This window comes from Variovorax sp. P1_H2 (assembly GCF_056405295.1).
On sequence record NZ_JBFUCJ010000035.1, the window covers coordinates 45,101 to 56,877 of the forward strand.

Here is an 11,777-nt window from a genome sequence, read left to right on the forward strand (position 1 = left end):
TTGCCGCGCCCTCAATCCAGCGCCCATGTCCGACCACCTGACTCCTTCCGTTCCCGCGCCTGCCGCGGCCCCCGCACCGACGCCGGCCGTCGACGACAACCAGCTCATGGCCGAACGGCGCGAGAAGCTCAAGGCGCTGCGCAGCGCCCAGGCGGAAGGCAAGGGGGTCGCGTTCCCGAACGACTTCAAGCCCGGCCACCGCGCCGCCGCCCTGCTCGCCGCCCACGGCGAGGCCGAGCCCGAGGCGCTCGAAGCCACGCCGATCCCGGTCAGCGTGGCCGGCCGCATGATGCTCAAGCGCGTGATGGGCAAGGCCAGCTTCGCGACCCTGCAGGACGCCACCGGACGCATCCAGCTCTATGTCCAGCGCGAAGCCATCGGCGACGAGGCCTATGCCGAATTCAAGCACTGGGACCTGGGCGACATCGTCGGCGCCGAAGGGACGGTCTTCAAGACCAAGACCGGCGAGCTGTCGGTCAAGGTCACGAAGCTGCGCCTGCTCACCAAGAGCCTGCGGCCGCTGCCCGACAAGTTCCACGGCATGGCCGACCAGGAGCAGAAGTACCGCCAGCGCTATGTCGACCTGATCACCGACGCCACGGCGCGCGATCGCTTCACGGCACGCAGCCGCGCGGTCAGCGCGCTGCGCGAGTTCATGGTGGCCAACGACTTCCTCGAGGTCGAGACGCCGATGCTGCATCCGATCCCGGGCGGCGCCAACGCCAAGCCCTTCAAGACGCACCACAACGCGCTCGACCAGGAGATGTTCCTGCGCATCGCGCCCGAGCTGTACCTCAAGCGGCTGATCGTCGGCGGCTTCGAGCGCGTGTTCGAGATCAACCGCAGCTACCGCAACGAAGGCATCTCGGTCCGGCACAACCCCGAGTTCACGATGATGGAGTTCTACGCGGCCTACTGGAACTACCGCGACCTGATGGACTTCACCGAGACGCTGATCCGCACCATCGCCGACAAGGCGGTCGGCAGCCAGCAGCTCGCGTACCAGGGCAAGCCGGTCGACCTCGCCCAGCCCTTCGAGCGGCTCACGATCCGCGAGGCGATCCTCAAGCACACCGATGCCGGCAGCAACGTCGACGATGCCGCCTGGCTCGTCAACGCGCTGCGCAAGATCGGCCTCAGCGAGGAGAAGGACAAGCTCTCCCAGCGCAGCCTCGCGAGCCTGCAGGTCATGTACTTCGAGGAAACCGTCGAAGAGAAGCTCTGGCAGCCGACCTTCATCATGGAGCACCCGACCGAGATCTCGCCGCTGGCGCGCGCCAACGACGAGCGTCCCGAGGTCACCGAGCGCTTCGAGCTCTACATCACGGGGCGCGAGTTCGGCAACGGCTTCAGCGAGCTCAACGACGCCGAAGACCAGGCCGCGCGCTTCAACGCCCAGGTCGCGGCCAAGGACAGCGGCGACGACGAAGCCATGTTCTACGACCACGACTTCGTGCGTGCGCTCGAATACGGCATGCCGCCCACCGGCGGCTGCGGCATCGGCATCGACCGCCTGATGATGCTCCTGACCGACTCGCCGAGCATCCGCGACGTGATCCTGTTCCCGGCCCTGCGCCGCGAATCTTGAGCCGGCACGCACCCGCGATCGGGATCGACTTCGGCACGTCGAATTCCGCCGCCGCCTGCGTGGGCGAGGACGGCCTCGCCCGGCCGCTGCGGCTCGAAGGCTCGGCGATCGCGATCCCGACCGCGATCTTCTTCAACGCCGAAGATCGCAGCACGCATTTCGGCCGCGAGGCGATGGCCCTCTACCTGGCCGGCACCGAAGGCCGCCTGATGCGTTCGCTCAAGAGCATCCTGGGCAGCGCGCTGATGCAGGAGCCGACCGAGATCGACAACCAGCTGGTGAGCTTCGAGGACATCATCACGCTGTTCCTCGCCGAGCTCGGCAGCCGGGCCCGCCAGCAGCTCGGCGCCCCGCCCGGCCGGGTCGTGATCGGCCGCCCGATCCGCTTCGTCGACGACGACGACAAGCGCGACGCGCTGGCCGAAGCCTCGCTGCGCCAGGCGGCCGAGAACGCCGGACTCGGCGAAGTCACGTTCCAGTACGAGCCGATCGCCGCCGCCTTCGACTTCGAGCGCCGCGTGAGCCGCGAATCGCTGGTACTGATCGTCGACATCGGAGGCGGCACCTCCGACTTCACGGTGGTGCGGCTCGGCCCCGAGCGCATGCGCCACCCCGACCGCGCCGGCGACGTGCTGGCCACCACCGGCATCCACATCGGCGGCACCGACTACGACCAGCGGCTGAGCCTGGCCTGCGCGATGCCGCACCTGGGCTTCCGGCACCACGGGCCGCAGGGCCGCGAAGTGCCGAGCCGGACCTTCTTCGATCTGTCGACCTGGCACCTGATCAACTGGCTGCAGACACCGAAGTCGATCCGCCAGGTGCAGGAGCTGCGCAGCAGCTACCTCGACAACCGGCTGCACGACCGGCTCATGAACGTGCTCGAGAACCGCGAAGGGCACCGCGTGGCGAGCGAGGTCGAAGAGGCCAAGATCCGGAGTTCGATGACCGCCGACGAGGTGGCGATCGATCTTTCATGCGCCGAGCCGGGACTGAAGGCCGCGCTGACCGCCGCCGGCATGGCGCAGCACCTCGCCACGCTGCTCGACAGCGTGGTCGGCTGCGCCCGCGAGTGCGTGCGGCGCGCGGGTCTGCAGTCCGGCGAGCTCGACGCCATCTACCTGACCGGCGGTTCGTCGGCCCTGCGCCCGTTCCAGAGCGCCCTGCGCGACGCCTTCCCGGGGGTCGACGTGGTGGAAGGCGACCTGTTCGGCGGTGTGGCGGCCGGCCTGGCTTACGCCGCTTCGGCCGCTTCGGCCGCCGCGAACAAGCCAAGCCCGCAACCCGCATGAAGTACCTCGCCGCGTACCCCGCGGCGCTGCGCGCCCAGGTCGAAGCGCTGGTCGCCGAAGGCCGGCTCGGCGACTGGCTGCAAAAGCGCTACCGCGCCCCGCACGACATCCGCACCGACCGCGCGCTGTACGACTACGTCAGCGATCTCAAAAGCGAGTTCCTGCGCAACGCCGAGCCGCTGTCCAAGGTGGCGTTCGACAACAAGCTGCACGTGATCCGCAACGCGCTCGGCACCCACACCACGGTCTCGCGCGTGCAGGGCGGCAAGCTCAAGGCCAAGCGCGAGATCCGGATCGCGAGCCTGTTCAAGGAAGTACCGATCGAGTGGCTGCGGATGATCGTCGTGCACGAGCTCGCGCACATGAAGGAGCGCGACCACGACAAGGCCTTCTACAAGCTGTGCACGCACATGGAACCCGACTACCACCAGCACGAGTTCGACCTGCGGCTGTACCTGACGCACCTGGACGGCGGCGGCGAACGGCTGTGGACGACGTCCGCCGCCTGAGCGGCTAGGCGCTCGGCAGCATGGCCACCGCCTGGCGGTAGGCGGACGACGCCACGAGCGCATCCCAGTCGAGCGCGCCGGCACGGGGCATGAGGCTGCGCCGGCGCAATTCGCTGGCCGGATTCGGCGTCCAGCGCCCGCCGCGCTGCGCTTCGGCAAAGCCGTCGAGCAGCTGGTCGAGCGCGACGCCCTCCCCCACGCTCTGATTGCACAGCAGCGCCAGGTCGCACCCGGCATCGAGCGCCGCCAGCGCCGCATCGGTGTAGCTCAGCAAGCGACCATCGATGCGGCGCGCCGCTTCCATGCTGAGGTCGTCGCTGAACACCGCGCCGTCGAAACCCAGCTCGCCGCGCAGGACCTGCCGCAGCCATTTCGACGAGAAACCGGCCGGGCGGGCATCGACCTTCGGGTAGATCACGTGCGCCGGCATCACGGCCGCCAGGGTGCCGACGAGCCAGTCGTAGGGCCGCGCGTCATCGGCCAGGATCGCCTTGAGGCTGCGTCGGTCGACCGGCATCGCCACATGCGAATCGGCCTTGACGAAACCATGCCCCGGAAAATGCTTGCCGCAGTTGGCCATGCCGGCCTGCAACAGCCCGTGCATCAGGCTGCGCGCCAGCAGCGCCACCACGCGCGGGTCGCGATGGAAGCTGCGGTCGCCGATCACGCTGCTTTCGCCATAGTCCAGGTCGAGCACCGGCGCGAAGCTGAAATCGACGCCGCAGGCCCGCAGTTCACCGCCCAGCACGCGGCCGCAGGCGGCGGCGGCCTGCGTGGCGCGCAGCGGGTCGCGCATCCACAGCTCGCCCAGCATGCGCATCGACGGCAAGCGGGTGAAACCGTCGGTGCGGAAGCGCTGAACCCGGCCACCCTCGTGGTCGACGCAGATCAGGAGATCGGGCCGCAGCGCCTTGATCTCGGCATTCAGCGCGCGCATCTGCGCCCGGTCCTGCCAGTTGCGCGCGAAGTGGATCACGCCGCCCACCAGGGGGTCGGCCAAGCGTCGCCGGTCGGCCGCGTTCAGTTCGGTTCCCGCCACGTCGATGATCAAGGGCGCGTGCAAGGTCTTGTCGGTCATTCTTTGCGCTCGACGACGACGAAGCTCGCCGCGTAGTCGGTTTCGTCGGTCACGGTCACGTGGGCCCGCAGGCCCTCGGCCTCGAACCAGTCCTTCAGGCTGCCGTGCAGCACGATCACGGGCTTGCCGCTTTTTTCATTGACGATCTCGCACAGCCGCCAGCTCATCGGCATCCGCATGCCCATGCCGATCGCCTTGCTGAAGGCCTCCTTGGCCGAGAAACGCGTCGCCAGGTAGCGCAGGCCGCGCTTCGGCCAGCGCGCGCTGYGGGCCTGCCAGACAGCAAACTCGGCATCGCTCAGCACCTTTTGCGCGAAGCGCTCGCCCTGGCGCTCGAAGGTGGCGGCGATGCGCCGGATGTCGCAGATGTCGGTGCCGATGCCGTAGATCACTGCTGCGCCGTCTTGTCTTGGGCTTCCTCGATGCGGCGCAGGTACTCGCGCGTCGCTGCGGTGTAGCCGAGTTCCAGCGCATCGGAGACGAAGGCGTGGCCGATCGAGACCTCGCGAACGCCCGGCACGGCGCGCAGGAAATCGCTCAGGTTGTCGCGACTCAGGTCGTGGCCGGCATTGACCTCGAGCCCGGCCGCCTGCGCGGCGCGCGCCGTTTCGGCATACAGCTGCAGCACCGCGTCGGCCTTGGAGGTGCCGCGCGAGGCGGCGTAGCCCTCGGTGTAGAGCTCGACCCGGTCGGCGCCGACCGCCTTGGCGGCCGCCATCATCTCGGGCGCGGGGTCCATGAAGAGGCTCACGCGCACCCCCAGCGCCCGGGTCTCGGCGATCAGCGGCCGCAGCCGCTCGGCGTCCTCGGGAAAGCTCCAGCCGTGGTCGCTGGTGGCCTGGGTCTGGCTGTCGGGCACGAAGGTGGCCTGGTGCGGACGCAGTTCGCGCACGAATTCCATCAGGTTGTGGAACGGATTGCCCTCGATATTGAACTCGGCCGCCGGCCAGTCCCGATGCAGCAGGCCGGACAGGTCGCGCACGTCCTGCGGCCGGATGTGGCGCTCGTCGGGCCGCGGGTGCACCGTGATGCCGTGCGCGCCGGCGTCCAGGCACAGCGCCGCCGCGAACAGCACGCTCGGGATGCCGAGCGCGCGCGTGTTGCGCACCAGCGCGACCTTGTTGAGATTGACGGACAGTGCAGTGGACATAGTGGTGCTCATAGAAAACCTCCGCGCAGCAGCGCTTCGGTACTCGCCTTGGGAACGGCCCGGCGGCTCATAAGGCGTGCAGATCCCGCATCATCTGCCGCGTACGCAGCGTCGTGACGCCGCAATGGTAGTTGAGCAGGATGCGCAGCTGGGTGCGCAATGCGCCGTTGAAGCCGGCGCAGACTCTGAGTGTCGAGGCGAAAGGCGCCACGTCATCGAGCGCGGCCTGCAGGCCCTGCCATTCGGAGCCTGTCAGCGCAGGCTCGGCGTCCTCGGCCTGGCGCAGGCCGGCCTCGGGCACCAGCGCATAGCGCCCGGCCGGCGCCAACGGGGCCAGGGTGGAGGTCTGGGCCGCCAGCGAGGGCAGCAGCCCGACCTCGCGCAGCAGCAGCAGCTCGAAGGCCCGCAGCGCAGCCGCCTGCGTGGCCGCCTGCGCGCCCGCATGGTCGCCCGCCAGCACCTGCACCACGGCCGCATAAGCATCGAACAGCGCTTCGTGCGGATCGTCGCGTGCCAGCAGGCGCAGCAGCAGTTCGTTGACGTAGTAGCCCGAAAGCAGCGCCTCGCCGGTCGGCATCACGTGGCCGCCCATCCATTCGGCGCCCTTGAGCGTCCGGATCTCGGCCTCGCCGGTGAAGTTCAGCTGCAGCGGCTGCAGCGGCAGCAGCACCGGGCGGAAATTGGAGCTCGGGCGCTTGGCCCCCTTGGCCACCAGCGCGATCCGCCCCAAGTGCCGCGTGAACACCTCGAGGATCAGGCTGGTCTCGCTCCAGTCGTAGCGGTGGAGCACATAGGCCGGTTCATGGGAGACCCGACGAACGGCCATTCAGCGATCCACGACGCCTTGCCACGCCCCGCATCGCACGGAACCGGCATGGCCGAGTCCAGGAATCCCGCGGAACCGGCTTCGCCGGGCCGCTGGGATTGCCCCCCGGCAGGGGGGTGTCTGAGCTACACGAAGTGAGCGAGGCTGGGGGGCGAGCTTATTCATATCCGAAGGAGCGGACCCTGGCCTCGTCGTCCGCCCAGCCCGAGCGCACCTTGACCCACAGCTCGATGAACACCTTGGCGTCCATGAGTTTCTCGAGCTCCTGGCGGGTCTCCATGCCGATGCGCTTGATGCGCTCGCCCTTGTCGCCGATCACCATCGCCTTGTGGCCGTCGCGCTCGACCACGATCGTGGCGGCGATCTTGAGCAACCGCTTATGGCCCTTGCGCTGCGGCGGCTCCTCCTCGAACTTGTCGATCACCACGGTGGAGGTGTAGGGCAGCTCGTCGCCGGTCAGCCGGAACAGCTTCTCGCGCACCATCTCGCTGGCCAGGAACTGCTCGCTGCGGTCGGTGAGTTCGTCTTCGGCGTACCACCAGTCCTGCTCGGGCAGGTACTTCTCGCAGATGCCGAACAGCCGCTCGATGTCTTTGGGGTTCTTGGCCGACATCGGCACGAACTCGGCGAAGGCATGCTTCTGCTGCATGGTCTGCAGCCAGGGCGCGATGTCGCCACGGCGGTGCACGTTGTCCAGCTTGTTGGCGATCAGCAGGGTCGGGATGCCGCTGCCGAGCAGCTTGAGCACCCGCTCGTCGGCCGGCGTGAAGCTGCCGGCCTCGACCACGAACAGGATCAGGTCGACGTCGGACACCGCCCCGACCACGGTCTTGTTGAGCGAGCGGTTGAGCGCGTTGGCGTGCAGGGTCTGGAAGCCCGGCGTGTCGACGAAGACGAACTGGGTCGCGCCCCGCGTGCGCATGCCGGTGATGCGGTGCCGCGTGGTCTGCGCCTTGCGAGAGGTGATGCTGATCTTCTGCCCGACCAGGGCGTTGAGCAGCGTCGATTTGCCCACGTTGGGCTTGCCGACGATGGCCACCAGGCCGCAGCGCCGGGCGCCCTCCGCACCGTCATCGGGCGCGGGGAGGATGGATTCGTTCGCTTGGTTCATGGGGTTGCCTTTGCGCCGCGCGCCTTGAGCCGGATCAACATGGCCGCCGCGGCGGCCTGCTCACCGGCGCGGCGCGAGCCGCCGATGCCGCGTTCGCGCAAGCCCAGGTCGGCCACTTCGCATTCGACATCGAAAGTTTGCTTGTGTGCCGCCCCGAGCGTCCCGACGACGCGGTAGGCCGGCAGCTTCATTTTGTGACCCTGCAGCCATTCCTGCAATTCGGTCTTGGGGTCCTTGGAGGCCGCTTCCATGCGCGGGCTGATCGTCACCGACTCGTAGAGGCGGTGCACCAGCGCCTGCGCCGCGCCGAAGCCGGCATCGAGGTAGACCGCGCCGATCACGGCTTCCAGCGCATCGGCGAGGATCGACGGCCGGTTCTGGCCGCCCGAGCGCGCCTCGCCCTCGCCCAGCCGCAGCAGGGGCGACAGTGCCAGCTTGAGTGCCAGCTGATGCAGCGTGTCCTGCTTGACCAGGTTGGCGCGCACCCGCGACAGATCGCCCTCGGGCAGGGTCGCCAGCCGCACATAGAGCAGGTGCGAGACGGCGAGGTTCAGCACCGAATCGCCGAGAAACTCCAGCCGTTCGTTGTGATCCGCCGAAAAACTGCGATGGGTCAGCGCCAGCTGCAGCAGCCGCGCATCGGCGAAGGAGTGCTGGAGGCGCGCCTGCAGCGCGACGAGGCCGCCGTCGGTCACGGAGCGAACGTCAACGGGATTGGCCCCGGTACTTCAGCAGCAGGTAGGCCGGGCCGAACAGATGGATTTCGCGGTCGTAGGCGAAGGAAACGACCACCTTGTCGCCGTCCTTCTTGACTTCAAGGTCCTTGCCGCTGACCGACTGGAAGTCGTCGATGGCCTGGGCGCGGTCGAAGATCGCGCGCACCTCGGGCACCGTCGAACCTTCCTTGGCCTTGTTGGCCGCCTTGGTGATCGCCTGGTACTCGATCAGCGTCGGGATCACCTGCGCGACCACCACGCCGACACAGGCCAGCACGATCGCCACGAACAGCAACCCGATGAACGAGATGCCACGCTGTTTGTGTCCTGTCTTCCTTGGTCTCATGCCCTCTTTCCCTCGATCTGGAACCGGATGCTTATTGGAATGTGCCGATGCGCTTGAGATTGCCGAAGTTCATCCACACCAGGAAGGCCTTGCCAACGATGTTCTGGTCCGGAACGAAACCCCAGTAACGCGAATCGAGCGAGTTGTCGCGGTTGTCGCCCATCATGAAATAGTGGCCGGACGGCACCTTGCACACCACGCCCTCGACACTGTAACGACAATTTTCCTGGTTCGGGAACGGCATGATCTCGGCTTCGGAAAGCCCGGCCCGGCGGTTGTCGTCGTTGAGCAGGCGGTGCTCCTTGCCGCCGAGATCCTCGTTGTACTGCTTGAGGTAGCGCATCGTCTCCTCGTCGAAATACTCGGGGATCGCCACCTTGGGGACCGGCTGGCCGTTGACCGTGAGCTGCTTGTTGAGGTAGGACACCTCGTCGCCCGGGACGCCGACCACGCGCTTGATGTAGTCCATGCTGGGCTTGGGCGGGTAGCGGAACACCATGACGTCGCCGCGCGCCGGCGGTCGGCCCTCGGTGATGCGGGTGTTGCTGACCGGCAGCCGCAGGCCATAGACGAACTTGTTCACCAGGATCAGGTCGCCGGTGAGCAGCGTCGGCATCATCGAGCCCGACGGGATCTTGAAGGGCTCGAACAGGAAGGAACGCAGCAGGAACACGGCCAGGATCACCGGGAACAGGCCGGCGGTCCAGTCCAGCCACCACGGCTGCATGATCAGGCGTTCGCGGGCCTTGGTGTCGACCGTGTCGACCTGCGTGATGCCCTGGCGCGCGAGTTCCTCGCGCCGCTGCGCCAGCGAGGCGTCGAGCGCCTCGGCCGCGCGCCGGCGCTTCGGCAGGAAATAGAAGCGTTCGGCCAGCCAGTAGAGACCGGTGACCACCGTGGCCAGGAACAGCAGCAGCGCGAAGTTGCCTTCGACCGCGCCGAAATACCAGGCGCCGATGTAGCCGACGAAGGCGGCGAGGATCAGGGATGTGAGAAATGCCATCTTTAGTCTTCGACTTGCAGGATGGCGAGGAAGGCCTCTTGCGGGACCTCGACCGAGCCGATCTGCTTCATTCTTTTTTTGCCCGCCTTCTGCTTCTCGAGCAGCTTCTTCTTGCGGGTGATGTCGCCGCCGTAGCACTTGGCGAGGACGTTCTTGCGGAGGGCCTTGATTGTCTCACGCGCGATGATGTTGACCCCGATGGCGGCCTGGATCGCGACGTCGAACATCTGGCGCGAAATGATCTCGCGCATCTTCGAGACCACCGCCCGGCCGCGGTACTGGCTCTGGCTGCGGTGGACGATGATCGACAGCGCGTCGACCTTCTCGCCGTTCAGCAGGATGTCGACCTTGACCACGTCCGAGGCCCGGTACTCCTTGAATTCGTAGTCCATCGAGGCGTAGCCGCGGCTGACCGACTTCAGCTTGTCGAAGAAGTCGAGCACGATCTCGCCCAGCGGCATCTCGTAGGTCAGCATGACCTGGCGGCCATGGTAGGCCATGTTCATCTGCACGCCGCGCTTCTGGTTGGCCAGCGTCATCACCGCGCCGACGTATTCCTGCGGCATGTAGAGGTGCACCGTGACGATCGGCTCGCGGATCTCGGCCATCTTGCCGACGTCGGGCATCTTCGACGGGTTCTCCACCATGATCACCTCGCCGTCGTTCTTCATGACCTGATAGACCACGCTGGGCGCGGTCGTGATCAGGTCCTGGTCGAACTCGCGCTCGAGCCGCTCCTGCACGATCTCCATGTGCAGCAGGCCCAGGAAGCCGCAGCGGAAGCCGAAGCCCAGCGCCTGGCTCACCTCGGGCTCGTAGCGCAGCGACGAATCGTTGAGCTTCAGCTTCTCGAGGGCGTCGCGCAGGGAGTCGTACTCGCTGGCCTCGGTCGGGTAGAGCCCGGCGAACACCTGCGGCTGGATCTCCTTGAAGCCCGGAAGCGCTTCGGTCGCGGTGGCCGCGGCGCCGCCGGTACCGGGCTTGATCAAGGTCACGGTGTCGCCGACCTTGGCCGCCTGCAGTTCCTTGATGCCGGCGATGATGTAGCCCACCTCGCCGGCCTCGAGCGAAGCGCGCGGCTCGTTGGCTGGCGTGAACACGCCGATGTTGTCGGCGTTGTACATCGCACCCGAGGCCATCATCTTGATGCGCTCGCCCTTCGCCAGCCGGCCATCGACCACGCGCACCAGCATCACGACGCCGACATAGGGATCGAACCAGCTGTCGATGATCATCGCGCGCAGCGGACCGTCGGGGTTGCCGCGCGGCGCCGGCATTCTCGCCACCACCGCCTCGAGGATTTCCTCGATGCCCATGCCGGTCTTCGCGGAGCACGGAATCGCATCGGTCGCATCGATGCCGATCACGTCCTCGATCTCGGAGCGCGCGTTGTCGGGGTCCGCGTTGGGCAGGTCCATCTTGTTGAGCACCGGCACCACCTCGACGCCGAGGTCGAGCGCGGTGTAGCAGTTGGCCACCGTCTGCGCTTCGACGCCCTGGCTCGCATCGACGACGAGCAATGCACCTTCGCATGCCGACAGCGATCGACTCACTTCATACGAGAAGTCGACGTGGCCCGGCGTGTCGATCAGATTGAGGTTGTAGACCTGCCCATCCTTGGCCTTGTAGTGCAGCGCGGCGGTCTGTGCCTTGATGGTTATCCCACGCTCTTTCTCGATGTCCATCGAGTCGAGAACCTGCGCTTCCATCTCGCGCTCGGCGAGGCCACCACAACGTTGGATCAAGCGATCGGCAAGCGTCGACTTGCCGTGATCGATGTGCGCAATGATCGAAAAATTTCTGATGTGATTCATCAACGGGAACGCTTAAGTACTTGAATTGGCTCGGACGCAGAAGGCGACAGGCAAGAAAAAAGGGCGCGTCCCCAAGAGACGCGCCCTGAACCAACAAGCAATGGCAACTGCAGTAGTTGGAACTTCATTGTAGGCAAAAAGGGGGGCGCGTACAGCCGGGCCCAAGCCCGGGAGGGGTCGTTGCAGGTCAGCAACATGCGAATTATTAACAGCTTATCAACAGGATCGGTGGAGCAATTGCTTAACAACTTGTGGGCGAACTGTGGAGCGCCGGTGGACGGGCGGCGGGAATCTCGCATCGTGAAGCACCTCGGACTGCTTATGCGACGAGCGGGGATCGGACG

At 66.9% G+C, this 11,777-nt stretch carries 12 protein-coding genes; 3 read left to right on the forward strand and 9 right to left on the reverse strand.

Annotated elements, in window-relative coordinates; all coding sequences use genetic code 11:
- Positions 1-25: 25 nt before the first annotated feature.
- From lysS to AC1D2E_RS14660, 3 genes are read left to right on the forward strand one after another with little or no spacing between them, the layout of a single operon-like run.
- Positions 26-1,588 carry a lysine--tRNA ligase gene (gene lysS / locus AC1D2E_RS14650; RefSeq protein ID WP_478198063.1) on the forward strand — a complete coding sequence of 521 codons (1,563 nt, stop codon included), beginning with the start codon at positions 26-28 and terminating at the stop codon, positions 1,586-1,588.
- Positions 1,585-2,880, forward strand: a complete 1,296-nt coding sequence (locus AC1D2E_RS14655; RefSeq protein WP_478198064.1) for an Hsp70 family protein — start codon at positions 1,585-1,587, stop codon at positions 2,878-2,880. The genes lysS and AC1D2E_RS14655 overlap by 4 nt, the downstream gene beginning before the upstream one ends.
- Positions 2,877-3,389 (forward strand): M48 metallopeptidase family protein, encoded by a 513-nt coding sequence (locus AC1D2E_RS14660; protein WP_478198065.1) that lies wholly within the window; start codon positions 2,877-2,879, stop codon positions 3,387-3,389. The genes AC1D2E_RS14655 and AC1D2E_RS14660 overlap by 4 nt, the downstream gene beginning before the upstream one ends.
- Before the next feature lie 4 nt (positions 3,390-3,393).
- Here AC1D2E_RS14660 and nagZ read toward each other — a convergent pair whose 3' ends face one another.
- The 9 genes from nagZ to lepA form a co-directional block, all read right to left on the reverse strand.
- Complete coding sequence (gene nagZ, locus AC1D2E_RS14665; protein ID WP_478198066.1) at positions 3,394-4,467, reverse strand: beta-N-acetylhexosaminidase; 1,074 nt, start codon at positions 4,465-4,467, stop codon at positions 3,394-3,396.
- Positions 4,464-4,859, reverse strand: a complete 396-nt coding sequence (acpS, locus tag AC1D2E_RS14670; RefSeq protein ID WP_478198067.1) for a holo-ACP synthase — start codon at positions 4,857-4,859, stop codon at positions 4,464-4,466. Before acpS ends, nagZ begins: the two co-directional genes overlap by 4 nt.
- A complete protein-coding gene (locus AC1D2E_RS14675; RefSeq protein WP_478198068.1) occupies positions 4,856-5,629 on the reverse strand; it encodes a pyridoxine 5'-phosphate synthase in 774 nt (257 codons plus the stop codon). Before AC1D2E_RS14675 ends, acpS begins: the two co-directional genes overlap by 4 nt.
- A 55-nt stretch (positions 5,630-5,684) precedes the next feature.
- Entirely contained in the window at positions 5,685-6,443 is a 759-nt protein-coding gene (recO, locus tag AC1D2E_RS14680) for a DNA repair protein RecO (RefSeq protein ID WP_478198069.1), read from the reverse strand.
- Between the two features lie 157 nt (positions 6,444-6,600).
- The gene (era, locus tag AC1D2E_RS14685; RefSeq protein ID WP_478198070.1) at positions 6,601-7,554 is read right to left on the reverse strand and encodes a GTPase Era; all 954 of its coding nucleotides are present in this window, start codon (positions 7,552-7,554) and stop codon (positions 6,601-6,603) included.
- Positions 7,551-8,249 carry a ribonuclease III gene (gene rnc, locus AC1D2E_RS14690; protein WP_478175688.1) on the reverse strand — a complete coding sequence of 233 codons (699 nt, stop codon included), beginning with the start codon at positions 8,247-8,249 and terminating at the stop codon, positions 7,551-7,553. Before rnc ends, era begins: the two co-directional genes overlap by 4 nt.
- Positions 8,250-8,259: 10 nt before the next feature.
- Positions 8,260-8,616, reverse strand: a complete 357-nt coding sequence (locus tag AC1D2E_RS14695; protein ID WP_478175689.1) for a DUF4845 domain-containing protein — start codon at positions 8,614-8,616, stop codon at positions 8,260-8,262.
- A gap of 31 nt (positions 8,617-8,647) precedes the next feature.
- Positions 8,648-9,619 (reverse strand): signal peptidase I, encoded by a 972-nt coding sequence (lepB, locus tag AC1D2E_RS14700; RefSeq protein ID WP_478198071.1) that lies wholly within the window; start codon positions 9,617-9,619, stop codon positions 8,648-8,650.
- A 2-nt stretch (positions 9,620-9,621) separates the two neighbouring features.
- Positions 9,622-11,433 carry a translation elongation factor 4 gene (gene lepA / locus AC1D2E_RS14705; protein ID WP_478175691.1) on the reverse strand — a complete coding sequence of 604 codons (1,812 nt, stop codon included), beginning with the start codon at positions 11,431-11,433 and terminating at the stop codon, positions 9,622-9,624.
- Positions 11,434-11,777 lie beyond the last annotated feature (344 nt).